We start from the raw sequence: 21,411 nt of genomic DNA, 5'->3' as shown, positions 1-21,411 counted from the left end.
TGTGCGCCCCACCACGAGGGGGTGCAGGGCCGCTCGTACTCGTACTCGTACACGGGAGTGCGTGGCTCATCCGCGCCCAGGGTCCGCCGTGAGCGTCTCCTCCGGTGGGAGCGCCGCGCACAGCGCGTCCAGCGCCGCGGCGTACGCGTGCTCCGAGGGCGTCGCGTACCCCACGACCAGGCCGTCGCCCGCCGCCATGTCGGTCTCCGGGTGCCGGAACTCGGCGAGGCCCTCCAGGGCGACGCCCTGCCAGGCGGCCGCCTTCACCGCGGACCGCTCGGTACCCGCGGGCAGCCTGAGCACCGCGTGCAGGCCGGCCGCGACACCGGTGACCTCGACGTGCGGCGCGTGCGTGGCGAGCGCCGCGACCAGCCGGTCCCGACGGACGCGGTACCGCTGACGCATGCGCCGCACATGACGGTCGTAGGACCCGGAGGACAGGAAGTCGGCGAGGCTCAGCTGGTCGAGAACGCTCGCCCAGGCCTCGCGCTCCCCCTTGGCCGCGCGTACCTCGTCGACGTACCGCTCCGGCAGCACCATCCACCCCAGCCGCACCGCGGGCGACAGGCTCTTGCTGACCGAGCCGATGAAGATCACACGTTCCGGATCGAGGCCCTGGACGGCGCCGACCGGCTTGCGGTCGTAGCGGAACTCGCCGTCGTAGTCGTCCTCCAGGATCACCGTCCCACGTGCGCGTGCCCAGTCGACGACCGCGGCCCGGCGCTCGGGATCCAGCGGTCCGCCCGTCGGGAACTGGTGCGCGGGCGTGAGCAGCACGGCCCGCTCGCGGCCGAGCCCGTCGACCCGCGCGCCGTGTTCGTCGAGGGGAAGCGGCACGGTCCGTACCCCGGCGGCCCGGAGGAGCTGCCGGTGGAAGCCCAACCCGTAGGCCTCCACGGCCAGGGGACCGCGCAGCACGCCGCCCCCGCCGCCCCGGTCCTGGCCGAACAGGAGCCGCAGCGCGTGCGCGAAACCGGAGCAGATCACGATCCGGCCCGGTTCGGTGCGCACACCTCGCGCGCGTGCCAGGTACTCCGTGAGAGCCTCCCGCAACTCGACGCGGCCGACCGGGTCGCCGGGCCCGAACACCTCGTTGGGCGCCTGCTGGAGAGCCCGCCGGTAGGAGGTGAGCCAGGCCGCGCGCGGGAACGACGACGCGTCCGGGGTGCCCTGGCGCAGATCGTGCCGGGGGCCACGCGTGCGGGGAGGACCCTGACGAGCCACCCGTACGGCGTGTCCCAGCGGCTCGGCCCGCTTCGCCACCCGGGTGCCCGAGCCCTGGCGAGCGGTCAGCCAGCCCTCCGCGACAAGCTCCGCGTAGGCGTCGGCCACCGTGTTGCGGGCGACCCCGAGGTCGGCGGCGAGCGAACGGTACGGCGGCAGCCGGGTGCCGGGGGCGAGCCGCCCGCTGCGTACGGCCTCGCGCAGCGCCCCGATGAGCGCGGCCCGCCGACCGCCGGGGCCGGACAGCTCCAGATGCAGGTCGGCACCGATCCCCTCCGCGGAATTGACCCATGATTCATCCATGGAAATGCACCCTACAGACGGTCTTTCCCGATCGTAGGTTGATGCACATGACGACGAACACGACTGACACAGACACCCACACTGGCTCCGGCTCCAGCACAGGCGGACACACCACGGCCGGCCCTCGCCTGGACCTCGGGAAGTCCGCCCCCAGGGTCTTTCGCGCTCTCGTCGGCCTCGACGCCGCCGCCCGGGAGGGCCTCGACCCGGCGCTGGTCGAGCTGATCCAGATCCGCGCCTCGCACCTCAACCACTGCGCGTACTGCCTGCACATGCACACGAACGACGCCCGCAAGGCCGGTGAGACCGAGGACCGGCTCCACATGGTCGCGGTCTGGCGCGAGGCCCGCCACTTCTTCACCGAGAAGGAACAGGCCGCCCTCGCCCTGACGGACGCGGTGACACGCGTGGCCGACGCAGGCGTTCCGGACGACGTCTACGCCCGAGCGGCGGCCCACTTCGACGACCAGGAACTTGCCCGTGTGCTGTCCCTGATCCTCACGATCAACACCTGGAACCGGGTGGCCCTGGCGACGGCCAAGGTGGCCGGGACGGACGAGCGCCGCTGACGCGCCCCTCGCATCTGCCGCTACTGGATGCGGCCCCGCTGGGCCGCATCCACCTCTTCCGCCGCATCCGCGCTGGGCTGCTTCCGCTGCTTCCGCTGCTTCCGCCACATTCGCCGCCTTCCGCCCGGAGCGGTACGTCACCGCGACGGGACGGCCATGCCGTGTCCGACTCCGGCAGGCCGGGGTGAGCCGCTAGACGGCCATGGGGCGGTCGTACGGACCGATCGGTGCCGGCAGTCGCGAACTTCCCGTCAGATGGCGGTCGACCGCCGCCGCCACCGCCCGCCCCTCCGCTATCGCCCACACGATCAACGACTGTCCCCGTGCGGCGTCCCCCGCGGCGAACACGCCGGGGACGTTCGTGGCGAACCCGGCGTCCCGCGAGAGAGTCCCACGAGGCTCCAGCTCCAGCCCCAGCTGACGCACGAGCCCGTCCTCCTGGTCCGGCCCCGAGAAACCGAGCGCGAGCAGCACGAGGTCGGCGGGGAGGCTGCGTCCGCTGTCCGGCACCGGCCGCCGCCGCGCGTCCACCTCCACCAGGTGCAGTGACCGCACATGCCCGTCGGTGTCCCCGGTGAAGCGGAGCGTGGACGCCGCGAACAGCCGTGCGTCGGCGTTCGCCGCCGGTGCCGTCCGCAGGTCCCGCGCCTCCTCGTGCGCGGCCGACAGCCGGTAGACCTTCGGATACGTCGGCCACGGCTCGGCGTCCTCGTCGCGCTCGGCGCCGGGCTGGACGTAGATGTCCAACTGGGTCACGGACGCGGCTCCTTCCCGTATCGCCGTACCCAGACAGTCGGCACCCGTGTCCCCGCCGCCGACGATGACGACGTGCTGTCCGGCGGCGGACATGGGCGAGACCTCCAGATCCCCCTCGCGTACCCGGTTGGCCAGCGGCAGATACTCCATCGCCTGTCGCACTCCGGCCAACTCTCGCCCCGGCACGTCCAGTTCACGCCAGGCTGTCGCGCCTGTGGCGATCACCACGGCGTCGTAGCGCGCACGCAGTTCCGCGGCGCCGATGTCCCGTCCGACCGCTGTAGACGTACGGAACTTCGTCCCCTCGGCTCGCATCTGCTCGATCCGCCGCTCCAGATGGCGCTTCTCCATCTTGAACTCGGGGATGCCGTACCGCATCAGCCCGCCGAGCCGGTCGTCCTTCTCGTACACGGCGACCGTGTGCCCCGCACGGGTCAGCTGTTGTGCCGCGGCGAGGCCGGCGGGTCCCGAGCCGATCACCGCGACCGTCCGCCCGGACAGTCGCTCCGGCGGGCGCGGCGGCGTGAAACCGAGCTCCCAGGCGCGGTCGGCGACGGCGACCTCGACGTTCTTGATCGTGACCGCGGGCTGGTTGATCGCCAGCACACAGCCCGCCTCGCAGGGTGCCGGGCACAACCGGCCCGTGAACTCAGGGAAGTTGTTGGTGGCGTGCAGCCGGTCCGAGGCAGCCCTCCAGTCCTCCCGGGAGACGAGGTCGTTCCACTCGGGGATCAGATTTCCGAGCGGACAGGCGTCATGGCAGAAGGGGATGCCGCAGTCCATACAGCGATCCGCCTGCTTGCTGACGATGGGCAGCAGTGCCCCGGGGACGTACACCTCGTCCCAGTCCCGGACCCGCTCCTCGACCGGCCGGCGCGGCCAGTCCTGGCGGGGCGTGGTCATGAATCCCTTGGGGTCGGCCATGGGTGTGTTCCTTGCCTGCGCGTGCGACGGCTGCGCGTCCGACGTGGCCGTGCGTCATCGGGCGGCACTCTTTCGGCACTGCTTCTGCCAGGTAGCCCGGTACATCGACCGATACCTCGTCCGGTGGGGGGTCCGGTGCGGGGTCCGGTGCGGGGTCCGGTCGTCGTTCGGGACTTCTCCCGGTACGTCTTTCGGCCACGATACGTCCCGTCGGGCACCCGCGCAGGGCGTTCGACGGCGCTTTCTCGCAGGCTGGGCAGGCCCACGCCCAGCGGGGATCCAGCTCGCGCTCAGGTCAGCGCCAGCAGATACGCCCCGGCCGAGGCGGCCGAGGCGACCGTGCGGACGTGGTTCCACATCGTCCACTCACGCACGTACGTCGGCCAGTACGCGGCAGCCTCCCGGGTGCCCGGGTCCAGCTGCGCCAGCGCGTTGTTGCGTGGCACGTTCGCCACGATGGTCAGCCCGAACACGCCGAACAGATACAGCGCGCTGCCCACCAGCAACTCGACCGTCCCTCCGTCGGGCCACAACACGAACGTCACCACCGCGATCACCGCGCACACCACGGCCGACCCGGTGAACACGAGCATGAACGCGGGCCGCACCGCGGTCACGTTGATCGCGTTCATCGCGGCGACGCCCTGAGCGGGCGGCAACGCGGCCAGCGCCCGCATCACAAAGGTCGAGAACCCGCAGAACACCCCCGCCACCAAACCGGTCCCCAGCACACCCACCACGATCAGTACGAAATACGGCCCATCGATCACGCCGACACCCACTCCCGCATCCGGCGGAGCCGCGGCCCGCCCTCCACCGTCGTCACTGTCACCACCAGTGAATCCCCGAACAACCCGCCCGGCCATGCCCGAGCACCCCGAGGACCCGGGAACAGACGCGACGTCCAGGTGGAACGCCCCCGTACCCACGCCCCGTACCCACGGCTCGTCGCTCACGACTCGTCCGGAGGACACCCACTCCTGCGGCGCCCCCGAACCCGTTCCGCGCGACAGCCCTGGCCCAACTCTCACCCGGCCGACACCTCCACGACGTCCACGTCCTCCCGCCACCCCCTGAGCGCCGTCTCCACCGCCCCCGCGATCCGCCGCCGCGCCTCATGTCTCGCCATCCCGCTCATCAGCAGGTGGTCGTACGGCGTCTCCACATGCCGTACGGACGCCACGACCGCCGAAGTCACGGCCCCCTCCGACAACGCCCGCCCCGCCGCGCTCCGCCCCACCCGGCCGCTGCCCCGCACCGAGGCGTGCTCGGCGATCTCCCGTGCCCGCGCCCGCGGGCACCCGGGAAACAGCCGCCGTATCTCCGCCGCGAAGGCATCCGTGAACCGCACGTCCGCCGTCGCCCGCCGCGCGGCGTCCCGCACCCGGCGCCGGCTCCGTGCCTCCGCGTCGGCCAGGCACCGTGCCTCGGCCCGCGCGAGCGCCGCCTCCTCGACCAGGACGCCCTGCCGCTCGTACCGCCCCCTGCGCCGGTTGAAACGCACGACCACCGCCGACAACGTGCTCTCCTCCCGGGTCCGGCGCGTCAGCGCGGTGTCGCCGCGCGGCAGGAACACCAGATGCCCCAGATCGGCACAGTCGAGGCACCGAGGCGCTCCGTCCTCGACGACGAGCAGCGACAACGGCCCGCTCCGGCAGTCCGCGCACTGTCGTCTCCGCAGCGGCTGGACGACGAGAGGACCGGTTCGGGATCCGGTAGGGGGAGGGGGAGTTGCGAGGTGCGCCATGCAGGGTTCATTCCCGTCTTCCGGCCCCGGAACTACGCCCTCCACCCGTCCTGGTCCGCCGTGGCGAGGCGGCAGCCCCCATGGCCACGCCACGGCCTGAACGCGACCTGACGCATCATGGGCCGTGTGCGACTCGAAGCGATCACCTGGGACCGGCTCGGCGAACAGCTCGCCGAACGACTGCTCGACCTGAAACCGGCCGACGGCAGCCCCTGGCCGCGCATCGCCTTCGACGGGGCGCCCGCGGCCCGCCCCGGCGACCTCGCCGAACGGGTATCGGAAGCGCTCCGCATACGCGGCCGTGCCTCGCTGGTCGTCGGGACACAGGGCTTTCTGCGCCCCGCCTCGCTCCGCCTGGAATACGGGCACCAGGACTCGGAGGCCTACTACACCGGCTGGTTCGACACCGGCGCCCTGTGGCGCGAGGTCTTCGGCCCCCTCGAACCCGGCGGCGACGGCCGGGTCCTGCCCGACCTGTGGGACCCCGCCACCGACCGGGCCACCCGCAGCCCGTACGTCCAACTCCCGCCCGACGGGTTCCTGTTGCTGCACGGCCCCCTCCTGCTGCACCACTGGTTCCCCTTCGATCTGACCCTTCACGTGCTTCTCTCGGCGGGGGCCCTGCGACGCCGCACCCCCGAGTCCGACCACTGGACGCTGCCCGCCTTCGAGCGCTACGAGACCGAGACCGACCCGGCCACCACGGCCGATGTCCTGGTACGCGCCGACGACCCACGCCACCCCGCCTGGAACGGCTGACCGAGGCCCGTTCCCCGTGCTCTTCTCCTCCACCGACGGACGTCAGAAGGTGCGCAACCTGCGCCGCGACCCCCATGCGAGCCTCTCGGTCTTCGGCTCGCCAACCCCTACACCTCGGTCGAGATTCGCGGCACCGCCGAGATCCTCCCGGACGAGGACAAGCGACTCCCGCACGAGCTCTCGCACAAGTACCTCGGCATCGACCCGCCCGCCGAGAAGGACGACGAGGTCCGCGTGATCATCCGTGTCGTCCCGCCCAAGATCGTGGGCTTCTCTGCCTGAGCCCTCTCCGAGTGCGTACGCCTCCCGGCGCCGCGAGAATGGTCGGCGCCGGGACTTGCGGTGCCACCCCGCTCCGCGCCGGCCGTCCGGCACCGGGAGGTACTCCATGACCACCGCCGGAGACATCATGCACCGCGGCGCCCAGTGGATCCCCGAAGGGGAGACCCTGGACCGAGCCGCCCAGCTGATGCGCGACCTCAACGTCGGCGCCCTGCCCATCAGCGACCAGAACGAACGGCTCTGCGGCATCCTCACCGACCGCGACATCGTCGTCGGCTGTGTCGCCATGGGTCACGACCCGGCCAAGGTCACCGCGGGCGAGATGGCCCAGGGGACGCCCCGCTGGATCGACGCGAGCGCCGATGTCAGTGAGGTGCTCCACGAGATGCAGGAGCATCAGATCCGTCGGCTCCCCGTCATCGACGACAAGCGCCTGGTCGGCATGATCAGCGAGGCCGACCTGGCCCAGCACCTCACGGACGACCAGATCGCGACCTGGGCCGAGAGTGTCTACGCCCGGACCGCCGGCCACCACTGACCGACCCCGACCCCGACCCCGACCCCGACCCCGACCCCGACCCCGACCGCCTCCTGACCGGCCCCTGACGGACTCCGTCCCGCCCGTGTCAGATCCAGCCGTTGCGCCGGAATCCCCGGTACAACAACACACAAGCGACGGATATCACGCCGATGATCAGGCCGTAGCCGTACCGCCAGTGCAGTTCCGGCATGTGCTCGAAGTTCATGCCGTACACGCCGCACACCATGGTCGGTACGGCGACCACGGCGGCCCATGCGGTGATCTTCCGCATGTCCTCGTTCTGCGCGACCGTCACCTGGGCGAGATGCGCCTGGAGGATGGAGTTGAGCAGCTCGTCGAAGGCGGCGATCTGTTCCTTGGCCCGCAGCAGGTGGTCGGAGACATCACGGAAGTAGGCCTGTATCTCTGGATCGACCACCCGCATCGGTCGGGTGGCGAGTTCCTCGAGCGGACGTCCGAGCGGCACGACGGCCCGCTTGAGCTCCAGGAGTTCCCGCTTGAGCTGGTAGATGCGCCCCGCGTCCACCCGCGCGCCGTTCTCCGCGAACACGGCCATCTCGACCTGGTCGATGTCCTCCTGCACCGAGTCGGTGACGTGCAGGTAGTCGTCGACCACATGGTCCGCGATCGCGTGCAGCACCGCCGCCGGGCCCTTGGAGAGTTGCTGGGGCGAGGCCTCCAGCGTCTCGCGCAACGGCCCCAGTGAACCGTGCCGCCCGTGGCGCACCGTGATCACGAAGTCCTCGCCGACGAACACCATGATCTCGCCGGTGTCCACCACCTCACTGGTCGCCGTGAGCTCCTCGTGCTCGACGTAGCAGACCGTCTTGAACACCGCGAACACCGTTTCGCCGTAGCGCTCCAGCTTCGGGCGCTGATGCGCCTCGACCGCGTCCTCGACCGCCAGCGGGTGCAGGTCGAAGAGTTCGGCGACACCCGCGAACTCCTGGTCCGTCGGCTCGTGCAGACCGAGCCAGAGGAACCCGTCGCGGTTCTTGCGCACCTGTTCCACCGAGTCGACCAGATCTCTGCCGGCGGGGATCCGGACACCCTCCCGATAGGACACGCAGTTGACCACCGAGGTGCCCAGCGGAGACCTGGCCGGATGGCTCAGGTCGACGCGGGGGCGCCGCCGGGCCAGCCGTGCCACCTTGCGGAGGCCGCCAACCCTGCCGAGGCTCGTGACCTTCCGCAGATTCCCTGCCATGGACATCTGGATCTCCTTGCGTGGATCTCCCCCGCGCCGCACTCCCGCGCCCTGGCGTGCCAGTTTGCCAGCTCGGGGTGAGCGGTGGGTAAGCCTGTGGGAGCAGGACGTTCCGCTTGGTTCCCGGCTGTGGACAACGGTTTGGTGCACGGGCATGGACGCGCGGACACGGGCGCACGGACGCCCGGACATGGACGCCTGGAGACGGGAAGCGGGGGCGGGACCGTCGGCTGTGCGCCGGACGGACCTGGACCGTCCGGCGCAGAGCCGACGGGGGCCTTCCGCTGGGAGGTGTTCAGGTCGTGCGCCGACGGGAGCGCGGCCCTCTCGTCGTAGGAGTCGCGTCGCGTCAACCGCTCCGGACAAGCCGGGCAACTGGGATGATCGCGGTATGACGCGAACCGACGGGTATCTCCTCGACAACCGGCAGACCGAGGCGGGGGAACGTTTCGACGCCTTCGCCACCCTTTTCGACCCCACGACCTTCCGACACATCGAGGGCCTCGGCGTCGGACCCGGTTGGCGTTGCTGGGAGGTCGGGGCCGGGGGTACCTCAGTGGTGTCCTGGCTGGCCAAGAAGGTGGGCCCGACCGGGCGGGTCCTCGCGACCGACATCGACACCTCACGGGTCGCCGCGGTCGCCCGCCAGCCGGTGCACGTGCGGGTGCACGACGTGGGCGCCGAGGAACCGCCGGAGGAGGGATTCGACCTGGTGCACGCCCGGCTCGTCCTCGTTCATGTGCCGGACCGGGAAAGGGCGTTGCGGTCCATGGTCAAGGCCCTGCGACCAGGCGGGCGCCTCCTGGTCGAGGACGCCGACCCGGCCCTCCAGCCGCTGCTCTGCCCCGACGAGCACGGCCCCGAGCAGCAACTCGCGAACCGGCTGCGGGAGGGCTTCCGCCAACTCCTCGCCGACCGGGGCGCCGATCTGGCCTACGGGCGCAGGCTGCCGCGGCTGCTCCGCGAGGCCGGTCTGCGCCAGGTGGAGGCCGACGCCTACTTCCCGGTCAGCTCACCCGCCTGCGCTGCCCTCGAATCGGCCACCGTCCGCCAGATCCGCGACCAACTCGTCACCGCGGGCATCGCCACGGCCCGGGACATCGACCGCCACCTCGCGAACGTTGCCTCCGGCGGCATGGACCTCGCCACGGCCCCGATGATCTCGGCGTGGGGACGCAAGGGATAGGAGAGCGGCGGAAGTTGACGCCGGCGCGGTGGGACGGCGGGCGGTGCACAACAGGTGCGAGGTGGCGGTCCGCAGTCGCTCGGAGCCGGCCGGAGCCGCTCGGAGTAGATCGCAGTCGATCGCAGTCGATCGCAGTCGGCCGGAGTCGGCAGTGTGGTCCGGTGCGTTCCCGTGTCGGCCGGTGTGGTCCCGTGAGTTCCGTGTCGACCGGTGCAGGCAGGCCGGGCCCCGCTCCCTCACCCCACCCGCGGAGGCCGCCCCCCAATCCCCTCCACCGCCGACGCGCCCGCCCGGCAGCCCTCCGCCGCCGCGTCCTCGGGGGTGACGCCCATGAGCAGGGCCGCGAGGAAGGCGCCGGTGAAGGCGTCGCCGGCTCCGGTGGTGTCGCGAGGGGTCGCCGGTACGGCTGGCACGCGGGCGACGACGGTGCCTGACCGGGCCACCAGCGCACCCTCCGCACCCTGCTTGGCGACCACCAGCGGGATGTGACGGCTCAGCTTGGCCGCCGCGTCCGCCGCATCGGGCAACCCGGTGAGCAGGCACGCCTCGTCCCGACTGGGCAACAGCAGATCCACGCCCTCGACGAGCGAGAGGAAACGATCCACTCCCAATGCCATCAGGAAGCCGGCCGACGCCGGGTCCAGGCTCACCGGCACCCCGCGCGCGCGTGCCGCCGCCAGGGCGACCGTCACCAGTGCCCGGCTCGGTTCGGAGAACAGCAGGTAGCCCGACAGATGCAGCCGTGCGACCCCGTCGAGCAGCGTGTCCGACCAGTCCTCGGGCGCGAGCCGCAACGATGCCCCGCTGTCGGTGAGGAACGTCCGCTCGGCCGCCGCGTCCGCATCGACAAGGCAGATCACCGTCCCGGTCGGAGCCTGCGGATCTACGACGAGCCCGGGCAGCACCCCGCAGGCGACCAGTTCCCGCTCGTGCCAGGCGGCCGAGTCCGCGCCCACCCGTCCGACCAGCCGCACCTCGCAGCGCCCCTGGTGAGCGGCCCAGCAGGCCACGTTGGCCCCCGCTCCGCCCGGCACCGTCCGGATCGTCGCGACGGTGTCCGTGCCCGGGGCGAGCTGACCGCGATGCCGGGCGACGACGTCCGTGATGACGTCCCCCACAACCAGCAGCGCACCCTCGGGACGGACCGTTCGGGTCGGCCGCTGATCCGTCGCGCCGACCGCACCGAGCCGGGGCCGCTCCGCGGTCACGTGCCTGCCCAGGCCGCCGCGATCCGTCCCGCCAGCCGTACGTTGCCGCGCACCGCCGCCAGATTGGCGCTCAGCGAGGCTCCCTCGGTGTGCCGCACCAGGTGGTCGAGCAGGAACGGAGTGACCGCCTGCCCGGTGATCCCCTCCTCCCCGCAGGCGTGCAGCGCCTCGTTGAGCACCCGCGCGTGCAGGTCGGGATCCAGCTGCTCCGCCTCGGGGACCGGATTGGCGACGATCAGCGCCGACCCGGGGCCGTCGAGCGCGTCCTGAGCCTTCATGACGTCCGCCACCTGCCGAGGAGTCTCCAGCGTCCACTCCACCGGATGCCCCGAGTCGGACAGATAGAAGCCGGGGAACCGGTCTGTGCCGTAGCCCGCCACCGCGACACCCAGGGTCTCCAGCCGTTGCAGCGTCGCCGGGACGTCCAGAATCGACTTCACGCCCGCACACACCACGGTGATCCGCGTGCGTGCCAGCAGTCCGAGGTCGGCAGACTCGTCCTGGGTCACGGTCCACTCCCGGTGCACCCCCCCGAGCCCACCCGTCGCGAACACCCGTACGCCCGCCAGAGCCGCCAACAGCGCGGTCGCCGACACCGTCGTCGCCCCGCTCGCCCCGGAGGCCATCGCGAGCGGCAGGTCCCGGTGACCGAGCTTGCGGATGCCGTCCTGGTTCGCGACCAACTCCAACTGCTGCTTGTCCAGGCCGACATGAGGCCGACCGTCCAGCACGGCGATGGTCGCGGGGACGGCGCCCTCCTGCCGCACCACGTCCTCCAGCTCCAGAGCCACCTGGAGATTCCGCGGGCGCGGCAACCCGTGCGCGATGATCGTGGACTCCAGGGCGACCACGGGTCGACGCGCGTCGATCGCGTCCCGCACTTCTTCGGACAGCACCAGCACCACGAGCCTGCCTCCTGTCGGTCGGTCTTCCTCATCTCTGGCGGGCGGCACGCCCGGTCAAACACTTGCACCCTGTGGGGGACGCCACCAGCCTGGGCCGCATGACGGACAACACGACACGTCTCGACCACGTCGTCCTCTGGGTGCACGACCCGGTGGCGTCGGCCGATTTCTACGAGAAGACGCTCGGCATGGAACCCGTGCGGCTCACCGACTTCGCCGCCGGGGCGGCCCCGTTCCCCTCCGTACGGCTCAATGACGAGACCATCCTCGATCTCATGCCGCTCTCCACGGCGGAGCACATGAAGATGGTGCCCGGCGCCGCCGACAGCGCCGGCCACCCGGTCAACCACGTCTGCCTGGCCATGCCCGGCGACGAATTCGAGACACTGCGCGCCCGCCTGGAGGAACGGTCGGTCCCTGTTTCGGACATCTCCTACGACTCCTTCGGCGCCCGCGGAATGGCCCGACGCAGCTTCTACTTCCGCGACCCCGACGGCAACGTCTTCGAAGCCCGGCACTACGACTAGCGCGTGTGGGGGCCACGCATGCGGGCGTGGCCCCCACACGTCAGGCAGGTCGTAAGCCGTTGCGGTCGGCGGTCGGCGGTCGGCGGTCGGCGGTCGCGGTCGGGAGCGAGTGAAGCGGGAATGCCGTCGACAGCGCCAGGAGGCTCAGAACAGCGGCTCGGGAAGGACTCCCTCCAGCGCGAGCAGCTTCCGCTTGGTCTCCAGCCCGCCCCCGAAACCGCCGATGCCGCCGTCGCTCTCGACGACCCGATGGCAGGGCACGACGACCGGCAGCGGATTGGAACCCATCGCCACCCCCACCGCCTGGGCACCACCCGGCTGGCCGACCCGGCCGGCCAGATCGCCGTACCCCACGACCGTGCCGAACGGCACGCCGGACGCCAGCTCGCGCAGCACCTGTCGGTTGAAGCCGGAGATCAGCGACCAGTCCAGGGGCAGCTCGAAGTCGTGCCGCTCACCCGAGAAATACGCCCGCAGCTGGCGTATCGCCTCGGCCAGCAGCGGGGAGTCGGGTGCCTCGACCAGCTCCCCGCCCAGCCGGGCCCCGAGCCGGTCGAGCGCCTTGTCGCGGACCGTGTCCGTGGCGTGGAAGACGACGTTGACCAGGCCTTCGCGGGTCGCGGCAAGCAGAAGCGGACCGATGTCGGTGGCGACGACGGTCCACACGACCTGCTGCTCGTACTGCCCGTGGCTGTTCATGCGACCCACCGTACGACCCGCCACTGACAACGCTCGAAGTGCCGGACGCCACCCGCGCAAGCTCCCCGGGCGACGCCGGGGTCAGGCGCTGGGCAGGGCGTCGCGCACCACGTCGGGCTTGTTGCTGATGATGCCGTCGACGCCGTACCCGGTCACCAGCCGGGCGGTGTTCTCGTCGTTGACGGTCCAGGTGAAGACCTCCAGCGGCCTGCCGTGCGCCCCCGTGAAGGCGTGGACCGCGGAGACGTACCCGCCGGAGATGGAGCCGTACGAGGGATTGATCTGGTCGACGAAGGCGGCGTACGCGGGCAGGTCCGCCACGGACGGCGTACCGAGGAAGCCGGTCTTGACACCGGGCTTCAGCTGATGGACGGTCCGCACACTGTCCGCGCTGAAGCTCTGCACGATCAGCCGGTCCGCGAGATGCCGCTGGTCGAGCCAGCCCTCGTTGCTCAGGAGCTTCAGGGTCTGCTTCTCGATGCCCGGATACAGCTCCGGGTTCTTGACCTCCAGAAGCAGCTTCTGGTGATGGATCTCCACACGATGTACATATTGCTGGAGCGTCGGCACGCGCGCGCCCGCGTACGCGGGACTGAACCAGCTTCCCGCGTCGAGGCGCGCGACTTCGGCCGCGGTGAAGTCCTTCACCTTCCAGGGAGCCCGCTCGGGAAAGACCTCCTCGGCATCGGTGGTGCGCTGCAGGCTGTCGTCGTGCAGGACGACGAGTTCGCCGTCCCGGGTGCGCTGGACGTCGTTCTCGACCCAGGCGATGTCCATCTCGGCCGCCTTGTCGACGGCGGCCAGGGTGTTTTCCGGCGCATAGGCGGAGGCGCCCCGGTGGGCGATGACCGTGGGGCTTCCCCGGTCCCCGTCGGCCCGGGCGTGGGAGAGCGGAAGCAGGAGGGCTGCGGTCCCCAGGAGCGCGGTGGTCGTGGCGGCAATTGCGCGCGCGTGCATGCGTACTCCTCGCGTCGAGCGAACACGTACAGCACAACTGTGACAGCAGACGGTCAACGGCAGACGGGCACAGGATGACCACAACTTGAATGGTGTTGTCCCAAGTCCGCTCACGGGTACCGCACAACTGGGGCAAGGCCGTGTTTCTTTGCCGGAAAGTCGTTCGACCATTCCGGTGGGAGACATACTCTCTGCCTCAGCCCTGACCGCCTGGATGGTCCTGGGAAGGGGTGCACAACAGAAAATTCCATGACGTAGAAGGCGGAAGGGTAGCCGCGCATGCAAGGCACGGTCGACGGATTCAGCTACGGACTCGTCACACCGCTGGTGGCCTACCTCATGGCCTGCTTGGGCGGTGCTCTTGGGCTGCGCTGCACCACCCGGTCCATGCTCGTCGGCAACTCCTGGCGCCTCGGCTGGCTGGCCCTCGGCTCGGCCGCGATCGGCTCCGGTATCTGGACCATGCACTTCATCGCGATGATGGGCTTCACGATCGAGCAGGCCCCGATCCACTACGACAGGGTCACCACCTACGCGAGCCTGGGCGTCGCCATCGTCATGGTGGGTGTCGGGATCTTCATCGTCGGTTACCGAGGAGCCAGGGGGACGGCCCTGATGACCGGGGGCGCCGTCACCGGACTGGGCATCGCCACCATGCACTACCTCGGCATGGCCGGTATGCGCTTCAACGGCAAGCTGGAGTACGACACGCTCACCGTCGCCGTGTCCGTCGTGATAGCCGTCGTCGCCGCCACCGCCGCCCTGTGGTCGGCCGGTCAGGTCAGAGGCTTCCTGTGGAGCGTCGGAGCGAGCCTGATCATGGGGCTCGCGGTCACCGGTATGCACTACACGGGCATGGCCTCCCTCAGCGTCCATCTCCACGGCACGGCGGCCCCCACCTCGGGCGACTCGCCCGCCTCACTGCTCGCGCCCATGATGATCGGCCCCCTCGCCTTCCTCCTGCTCGCCGGCGTCGTGGTGCTGTTCGACCCGTTGATGGTCATGGGGAAGCCCGTCTGGACACCCGCGGAGAACAAGCCGGGCATACCCGCGAGCGAACTCGTCTCGCACTCCACCATCCGCCACCCCGACCTCCGGGCCGGCCGCCAGGCGGACCACTACACCTCCCGCACCCCCCAGAACCGCTGACGCGCCACCCCCGTCACCAGCCCCGGCACCCCGGCCCCGTGCGCTCGCAAAACTGCTGATCGGGCCGCGTTGTCAGTGGGGGGTCGTACGGTTGATGACATGCGGCCCGTTTCCCACATCGAACGCACGGTGGCGCCTTTCGAGGTCGTCAGCCCCTACCAGCCCAGCGGCGACCAGCCGACGGCCATCGCCGACCTGGCCCGGCGCGTCGAGGGCGGTGAGAAGGACGTCGTACTGCTCGGCGCCACCGGCACCGGCAAGTCCGCCACCACGGCGTGGATGATCGAGAAGCTCCAGCGCCCCACCCTGGTCATGGCCCCGAACAAGACACTGGCCGCCCAGCTGGCGAACGAGTTCCGAGAGCTGCTGCCGAACAACGCCGTCGAGTACTTCGTCTCGTACTACGACTACTACCAGCCCGAGGCGTACGTCCCGCAGTCGGACACCTACATCGAGAAGGACTCCTCGATCAACGAGGAGGTCGAGCGGCTGCGCCACTCGGCGACCAACTCGCTGCTCACCCGTCGTGACGTCGTCGTGGTCGCCTCCGTCTCCTGCATCTACGGCCTCGGTACTCCGCAGGAGTACGTGGACCGGATGGTCCCGCTCCGGGTCGGCGACGAGCTCGACCGGGACCAGTTGCTGCGCCGCTTCGTGGACATCCAGTACACACGCAACGACCTGGCGTTCAGCCGTGGAACTTTCCGGGTGCGCGGCGACACCATCGAGATCTTCCCGGTCTACGAGGAGCTCGCCGTCCGCATCGAGATGTTCGGCGACGAGATCGAGGCCCTGTCCACGCTGCACCCGCTCACCGGCGAGATCATCAGCGACGACCAGCAGCTGTACATCTTCCCGGCCACCCACTACGTAGCGGGCCCCGAGCGCCTGGAGCGGGCCGCCAACGACATCGAGAAGGAGCTGGGCGAGCGCCTGGCCGACCTGGAGAAGCAGGGCAAGCTCCTGGAGGCCCAGCGACTGCGCATGCGTACCACCTACGACCTGGAGATGCTCCGCCAGATCGGCTCCTGCTCCGGTGTCGAGAACTACTCGATGCACTTCGACGGCCGTTCGCCCGGCTCCCCGCCGAACACCCTGCTCGACTACTTCCCGGACGACTTCCTGCTCGTCATCGACGAGTCCCATGTCACCGTCCCGCAGATCGGTGCCATGTACGAGGGCGACGCCTCCCGTAAGCGCACCCTCGTCGACCACGGCTTCCGGCTGCCCTCCGCCCTGGACAACCGCCCCCTGAAGTGGGAGGAGTTCCAGGAGCGCATCGGGCAGACCGTCTACCTGTCCGCGACCCCGGGCAAGTACGAGCTCTCGCGCGCGGACGGCGCCGTCGAACAGATCATCCGCCCCACCGGTCTGATCGACCCGGAGGTCGTCGTCAAGCCGACCGAGGGCCAGATCGACGATCTGGTTCACGAGATCCGGGAGCGCGTCGAGAAGGACGAGCGCGTCCTGGTCACCACGCTCACCAAGAAGATGGCCGAAGACCTCACCGAGTACTTCCTGGAACTCGGCATCCAGGTCCGCTATCTCCACAGCGACGTCGACACCCTGCGCCGTGTCGAACTTCTTCGCGAGCTGCGCTCCGGCGAGTTCGACGTCCTGATCGGCATCAACCTCCTGCGCGAGGGCCTCGACCTGCCCGAGGTGTCCCTGGTGGCGATCCTCGACGCCGACAAGGAGGGCTTCCTGCGCTCCGGAACGTCCCTCATCCAGACCATCGGCCGCGCGGCGCGCAATGTCTCCGGTCAGGTCCACATGTACGCCGACAAGATCACCCCGGCGATGGAGAAGGCCATCGAGGAAACCAACCGCCGCCGGGAGAAGCAGGTCGCGTACAACACGGAGCGGGGCATCGACCCCCAGCCGCTCCGTAAGAAGATCAACGACATCGTGGCCCAGATCGCACGCGAGGACATCGACACGGAGCAGCTGCTCGGTTCCGGTTACCGCAAGTCGAAGGACGACAAGGGCACCAAGGCACCTGTGCCGGCACTCGGCGGCAAGGCGGCCAAGGGCACCAAGGCCGCCAAGGGCAAGGAGACGGTCCCGACCGACCGTCCGGCGGCCGAACTCGCCGAACAGATCGAGGAGATGACACAGCGCATGCGTGCCGCGGCCGGCGACCTCCAGTTCGAGATCGCGGCCCGACTGCGCGACGAGGTCTCCGAGATGAAGAAGGAGCTGCGCCAGATGCGGGAGGCCGGGCTGGCCTGACGGACCGGCTCCCGTGAGGCCCTCGGGCCTGCGGCGCGTACGCGCTGTGTTGCAACACCGACACAAAGCGCGGACGAGGGTACGTGACTGTCAGTGGCCCTGCGTAAGGTTCTGGACATCCGCGGATCCCGCGGCAACAGGGGAATCACGAGAGGGGACCAGCGCGTGGTGGACGTATCCAAGGGCGGCGCGCCCGGCGGCGGCGTGAATCTGACCAAGGGTCAGGCCATCAGCCTGCAGAAGGACGACGGGGGCAGCCTCACAGCCGTGCGCATGGGCCTCGGCTGGCAGGCAGCGCCCCGGCGCGGCCTCTTCGGCTCCCGCACCCGAGAAATCGACCTCGACGCGTCCGCGGTGCTCTTCGCGGACAAACAGCCGCTCGACGTCGTCTTCTTCCGTCATCTGGTGAGTGACGACGGCTCGGTGCGCCACACCGGTGACAACCTCGTCGGCGGTGTCGGCCAGGGAGGCGACGACGAGGCGATCCTTGTCGACCTGTCGCGGGTGCCGGTCCATATCGACCAGATCGTCTTCACCGTGAACTCGTTCACGGGTCAGACCTTCCAGGAAGTGCAGAACGCGTTCTGCCGTCTGGTCGACGAGACCAACGGCCAAGAGCTCGCCCGTTACACGCTCGCGGGTGGTGGCGCCTACACGGCCCAGATCATGGCCAAGGTGCACCGCACGGGCCCCGGCTGGACGATGACGGCCCTCGGAACCCCGGCCAACGGCCGTACGTTCCAGGACCTGATGCCCGCGATCCTGCCTCACCTGTAGGCCCGCGAGCGGCGCCGACACCACACAGCGACACACAGGGGGAGAAGGCGATGACGGCCGAGCTGGCGCGGGGACAGAACCACCCGCTCTCCCAGGCCCGTCTGGAGATCCGGGTCTCGGCCGGCACGCCGGTCGTGGCGGGAGCCACCATCGGCGACGAGCACGGCAAGGTGCACGGCGTCGAGTGGGTCGCCCATCCGGGCGCTCCCACCCTGCCGGGGCTGGAGGTCTCCCGGCAGGCGGCGGCCGATCACCGTCTCGCCATCGATCTCGGCGCCGTGCCCGAGGCCGGGCACCGGGTCAGCGTGCTGCTGGCCCTGCCCACGCCGGGCACCGGGGGTCCCGTCCGCTTCGGTGCGGTCGCCGCCCCGTTCGTGGCGGTCACCGGTCTCGACGGCACCGAGATCGCCAGCTACACGATCACGGGGCTGGACGCCGAGTCGGCCGTGGTCGCCGTGGAGCTCTACCGCAGGCAAGGCGCCTGGAAGGTGCGGGCCGTCGGTCAGGGGTACGCGGGCGGCCTCGCCGAGCTTCTCACCGACCAAGGCCTGCCCCAGGCCCACCAACTCGCCAGCGGTATCGACGCAGCGGTCACCCAGGGGCTGGCCCGGTCAGTCCAGGCCCCGCCGCGCCCGACAGACGCCGACCGCTCCCGTCAGGGGGCCGCGCCTGCGCCCGTCGCCGACCAGGGCGGACCGGCACCCGAGATCGCCCCCGGCCCCGAATCACCACAGCCGATGCCTCCGTACGGGAGTCCTGCCCCCGGCATACCGCAGCATCTCGCCTCGCCCTACGCCCCGCAGGGCACATCGGCCGACGCATCGTCGCCCACCTCACCCGCGGCCGGAGCACCGAACCCCTCCGCCTCCCCCTACGCCGATCCGCCCGCGGTCACCGAGCCCACCGGTCCCACCTCGGGCGGCCCGATCGACTACAGCCACCCGCGTCGGCAGAATGCGGCGCCGCCTCCACCCCCGCCCAGCGCGCCTCCCGCCCCGCCCGGGCAGCCCGCAGCGCCGGTCGCGGGCGACGCGACGGGCTGGTCGATGGACGAGCGGCTCTACAACCAGGTGTGGGGCATGTTCGAGGACCTGGCCCGCACCACGGCCGCGTACCGCAGCGCCGTCGATTTCGCCGACTCGCGGATGGAGAAGGAACTCGACCAGGTCCTGTCCGACCCGCGCAGCCGGATCGGCGGACAGGGCGACGCCGCACGGGAGGCGGCCCGCGCCAAGCACGCCCAGCTCGTCGACCAGGCCAGAGCCGCCCTGGACCGGGACCTCGCCCAGCTCACCGCGGAGGCCGAGGTCGTCGAGCCGGCGCTGCCGTCTGCCTTCGCGCGCTGGGACAACCCCGTGTGGCACGCCTATCGGGTGCCGATGGAGATCCCCATGGCCTTGCGTATGGGCGATCTCCATCTGCCCGAGGCTCCTGACCTGCGTGTTCCGATGCTGGTGCGGTTGCCGCTGGAACGTGGTCTGTGGATCGACAGCGGGCCAGCCGGTTCGCTCGACGGCTCCTTCACCGACACCCACGACCTGCGGCGCCTCGCGATGGAGGCGGCGGTGGCACACGCGGCCCGGCTGCTCGCGGTCCACCCGGCGGGTGAGTTCACCGTGCATGTCATCGACGCCGCAGGGTCCGGCGCGCAGCCGCTCCTCCCGCTGGTGCGGGCCGGTGTCCTCGCGGCGCCGCCCGCGATCGGAGCGGCGGGGGTCGCGGATGTCCTGGCCCGGCTGACCCAGCGGGTCGACCTGGTGCAGATGGCGGTGCGCGGTGGCGCCGCCGACTCGCTCCCGCCCGACCTCGACCCCGCCGAGCAATTGCTGATCGTCAACGACTTCCCGCACGGCTTTGACGACCGAGCGGTGAACCAGCTGCGGTACCTCGCGGACGAGGGCCCAGCCGTCGGTGTCCACCTCATGATGGTCGCGGACCGTGACGAGGCCACCGCCTACGGTCCCTTGCTCGATCCACTGTGGCGTTCTTTGCTGCGGCTCACGCCGGTGCCCGACGACCACCTTGCCGATCCCTGGGTCGGACACGCCTGGACGTACGAGCCCGCGCTCGTGCCTGTAGGCAGCCAGGTGCTCCAGCAGGTGCTCAGTCAGGTCGCCGCCGCCCGTACCAAGCGCACGTAAAGTCATCTGACCAGGAATTTTGACCTTTCTTTTGCCAATCGCTTTACCTTTCCTTGGTAATTGGGGTACCGTCTTCCTCACGGAGGGGAGTACTCCCTGTCGACTGCGGCGTTCCCGTCAATACGGATCAGGCCTGATCCCGGGGCGTCGGCCCATCCTGGGTGGAAGAGACCTCCGGCAGCGCGACGACGCTGGTTCCTGCCGTTACGTACTGTCGGAGGCGCAAGTGGATGTTTCCCTGAACCTGTGGGTTCTCACGATCATTGGGCTGGCCGCCCTGATCGCGGTCGACTTCTTCATCGGTCGCAAACCGCATGACGTGTCCATCAAGGAAGCCGGGATCTGGACGATCGTCTGGATCGCGCTGGCCGGACTCTTCGGGCTCGGCCTGCTGATCTTCGGCGGAGGCCAGCCCGCCGGCGAGTTCTTCGCCGGCTTCATCACCGAGAAGTCGCTGAGCGTCGACAACCTCTTCGTCTTCGTCCTGATCATGGCGAAGTTCGCGGTGCCGTCGCAGTACCAGCAGCGGGTGCTCCTCGTCGGTGTTCTCATAGCCCTGGTTCTGCGGGCGATCTTCATCGCCGCGGGTGCCGCCATCCTCGCCAGCTTCGCCTGGGTCTTCTACATCTTCGGTGCCTTCCTGATCTGGACCGCCTGGAAGCTCATTCAGGAGGCACGCGCCGACGACGAGGACGAGGAGTTCGAGGAGAACAAGCTCCTGAAGTCGGTGGAGAAGCGCTTCGGCGTGGCCGACCGGTACCACGGCACCAAGCTGTGGATCCAGGAGAACGGCAAGCGCATCATGACCCCGATGCTGGTCGTGATGCTCGCGATCGGCACCACGGACGTGCTCTTCGCCCTGGACTCGATCCCCGCGATCTTCGGCCTGACCCAGGACCCGTACATCGTGTTCACCGCCAACGCGTTCGCTCTGATGGGGCTCAGGCAGCTGTACTTCCTCATCGGCGGCCTGCTGAGGAAGCTGGTCCACCTCAGCTACGGTCTGTCGATCATCCTCGGGTTCATCGGCGTCAAGCTGGTCCTGCACGCGCTGCACGAGTCCGGGGTACACGTCCCGGAGATCAGCATCCCGGTCTCTCTCGGCGTGATCTGCTCCGTCCTGATCGTCACCACGATCACCAGCCTGAGGGCGTCCAAGAAGCAGGCGGCCGAGGCGGCGCAGGCTGAGAGCGAAGGCGCTCCGAAGGACAGCATCGAGGCCTGACCGCGTCGGACGTAGGAACAACCGGCCCCGGGAGAGGTGTGCGGCGCATTGCCGACCACCGCTCCCGGGGCCGGCCTGACCGTACCGGCGGTC

20 protein-coding genes are annotated in these 21,411 nt (G+C 70.2%); 10 read left to right on the top strand and 10 right to left on the bottom strand.

The features are described 5' to 3' along the window. Positions 1-66: 66 nt before the first annotated feature. Positions 67-1,527: a PLP-dependent aminotransferase family protein gene (locus OHA64_RS11890; RefSeq protein WP_405611951.1), complete on the bottom strand. Its 1,461-nt coding sequence runs from the start codon at positions 1,525-1,527 to the stop codon at positions 67-69. 47 nt (positions 1,528-1,574) lie between these two features. On the opposite strand from OHA64_RS11890, the gene OHA64_RS11885 reads away from it, so the two are divergent. Further along, positions 1,575-2,096: a carboxymuconolactone decarboxylase family protein gene (locus OHA64_RS11885; RefSeq protein WP_405611949.1), complete on the top strand. Its 522-nt coding sequence runs from the start codon at positions 1,575-1,577 to the stop codon at positions 2,094-2,096. Positions 2,097-2,288: 192 nt separating this feature from the next. Here OHA64_RS11885 and OHA64_RS11880 read toward each other — a convergent pair whose 3' ends face one another. The 3 genes from OHA64_RS11880 to OHA64_RS11870 form a co-directional block, all read right to left on the bottom strand. Then, a complete protein-coding gene (locus OHA64_RS11880) occupies positions 2,289-3,776 on the bottom strand; it encodes a glutamate synthase subunit beta (RefSeq protein ID WP_405611947.1) in 1,488 nt (495 codons plus the stop codon). 290 nt (positions 3,777-4,066) lie between these two features. Continuing rightward, positions 4,067-4,546: a DUF1772 domain-containing protein gene (locus OHA64_RS11875; protein WP_405611945.1), complete on the bottom strand. Its 480-nt coding sequence runs from the start codon at positions 4,544-4,546 to the stop codon at positions 4,067-4,069. A 257-nt stretch (positions 4,547-4,803) separates the two neighbouring features. Continuing rightward, positions 4,804-5,523: a DUF2293 domain-containing protein gene (locus OHA64_RS11870; protein ID WP_405611943.1), complete on the bottom strand. Its 720-nt coding sequence runs from the start codon at positions 5,521-5,523 to the stop codon at positions 4,804-4,806. 117 nt (positions 5,524-5,640) lie between these two features. Between OHA64_RS11870 and OHA64_RS11865 the strand changes: the two genes are divergently transcribed. Further along, complete coding sequence (locus OHA64_RS11865) at positions 5,641-6,282, top strand: uridine kinase (protein WP_405611941.1); 642 nt, start codon at positions 5,641-5,643, stop codon at positions 6,280-6,282. Between the two features lie 42 nt (positions 6,283-6,324). Here the strand turns inward: OHA64_RS11865 and OHA64_RS11860 are convergent, their stop codons facing one another. After that, positions 6,325-6,672, bottom strand: a complete 348-nt coding sequence (locus OHA64_RS11860; protein ID WP_405611939.1) for a hypothetical protein — start codon at positions 6,670-6,672, stop codon at positions 6,325-6,327. On the opposite strand from OHA64_RS11860, the gene OHA64_RS11855 reads away from it, so the two are divergent. After that, the gene (locus tag OHA64_RS11855; protein ID WP_405611937.1) at positions 6,671-7,102 is read left to right on the top strand and encodes a CBS domain-containing protein; all 432 of its coding nucleotides are present in this window, start codon (positions 6,671-6,673) and stop codon (positions 7,100-7,102) included. The two genes, OHA64_RS11860 and OHA64_RS11855, sit on opposite strands and share 2 nt — an antisense overlap. Positions 7,103-7,190: 88 nt before the next feature. On the opposite strand, the gene OHA64_RS11850 is transcribed toward OHA64_RS11855, so the two are convergent. Beyond that, the gene (locus tag OHA64_RS11850; protein WP_405611935.1) at positions 7,191-8,318 is read right to left on the bottom strand and encodes a magnesium and cobalt transport protein CorA; all 1,128 of its coding nucleotides are present in this window, start codon (positions 8,316-8,318) and stop codon (positions 7,191-7,193) included. 385 nt (positions 8,319-8,703) lie between these two features. On the opposite strand from OHA64_RS11850, the gene OHA64_RS11845 reads away from it, so the two are divergent. Then, a complete protein-coding gene (locus OHA64_RS11845) occupies positions 8,704-9,498 on the top strand; it encodes a methyltransferase (protein ID WP_405611933.1) in 795 nt (264 codons plus the stop codon). A 236-nt stretch (positions 9,499-9,734) separates the two neighbouring features. Here OHA64_RS11845 and OHA64_RS11840 read toward each other — a convergent pair whose 3' ends face one another. After that, the gene (locus tag OHA64_RS11840; RefSeq protein WP_405623944.1) at positions 9,735-10,625 is read right to left on the bottom strand and encodes a carbohydrate kinase family protein; all 891 of its coding nucleotides are present in this window, start codon (positions 10,623-10,625) and stop codon (positions 9,735-9,737) included. A 77-nt stretch (positions 10,626-10,702) separates the two neighbouring features. Beyond that, the gene (locus tag OHA64_RS11835) at positions 10,703-11,611 is read right to left on the bottom strand and encodes a pseudouridine-5'-phosphate glycosidase (protein ID WP_405611931.1); all 909 of its coding nucleotides are present in this window, start codon (positions 11,609-11,611) and stop codon (positions 10,703-10,705) included. 98 nt (positions 11,612-11,709) lie between these two features. Here OHA64_RS11835 and OHA64_RS11830 point away from each other — a divergent pair, with 98 nt between their 5' ends. Next, a complete protein-coding gene (locus tag OHA64_RS11830) occupies positions 11,710-12,138 on the top strand; it encodes a VOC family protein (protein WP_405611929.1) in 429 nt (142 codons plus the stop codon). 144 nt (positions 12,139-12,282) lie between these two features. Here the strand turns inward: OHA64_RS11830 and OHA64_RS11825 are convergent, their stop codons facing one another. Together OHA64_RS11825 and OHA64_RS11820 are read right to left on the bottom strand one after the other, a co-directional pair. Beyond that, positions 12,283-12,837, bottom strand: coding sequence for a methylated-DNA--[protein]-cysteine S-methyltransferase (locus OHA64_RS11825; protein ID WP_405611927.1), 555 nt, complete (start codon positions 12,835-12,837; stop codon positions 12,283-12,285). 81 nt (positions 12,838-12,918) lie between these two features. Next, complete coding sequence (locus OHA64_RS11820) at positions 12,919-13,794, bottom strand: glycerophosphodiester phosphodiesterase (protein WP_405611925.1); 876 nt, start codon at positions 13,792-13,794, stop codon at positions 12,919-12,921. Between the two features lie 279 nt (positions 13,795-14,073). Between OHA64_RS11820 and OHA64_RS11815 the strand changes: the two genes are divergently transcribed. From OHA64_RS11815 to OHA64_RS11795, 5 genes are all read left to right on the top strand, one after another. Then, positions 14,074-14,943: an MHYT domain-containing protein gene (locus OHA64_RS11815; RefSeq protein ID WP_405611923.1), complete on the top strand. Its 870-nt coding sequence runs from the start codon at positions 14,074-14,076 to the stop codon at positions 14,941-14,943. Between the two features lie 99 nt (positions 14,944-15,042). After that, positions 15,043-17,175: an excinuclease ABC subunit UvrB gene (gene uvrB, locus OHA64_RS11810; protein WP_405611921.1), complete on the top strand. Its 2,133-nt coding sequence runs from the start codon at positions 15,043-15,045 to the stop codon at positions 17,173-17,175. 210 nt (positions 17,176-17,385) lie between these two features. Further along, a complete protein-coding gene (locus OHA64_RS11805) occupies positions 17,386-17,952 on the top strand; it encodes a TerD family protein (RefSeq protein ID WP_405623943.1) in 567 nt (188 codons plus the stop codon). 50 nt (positions 17,953-18,002) lie between these two features. After that, positions 18,003-20,093, top strand: a complete 2,091-nt coding sequence (locus OHA64_RS11800; RefSeq protein ID WP_405611919.1) for a TerD family protein — start codon at positions 18,003-18,005, stop codon at positions 20,091-20,093. Positions 20,094-20,319: 226 nt separating this feature from the next. Beyond that, positions 20,320-21,318, top strand: coding sequence for a TerC/Alx family metal homeostasis membrane protein (locus OHA64_RS11795; RefSeq protein WP_405611917.1), 999 nt, complete (start codon positions 20,320-20,322; stop codon positions 21,316-21,318). The last annotated feature ends 93 nt before the right edge of the window (positions 21,319-21,411 follow it).

Origin of the sequence: Streptomyces sp. NBC_00076 (assembly GCF_045041235.1) — a bacterium.
Taxonomy (GTDB): domain Bacteria; phylum Actinomycetota; class Actinomycetes; order Streptomycetales; family Streptomycetaceae; genus Streptomyces.
This window is presented reverse-complemented; position numbering and strand designations above follow the sequence as displayed.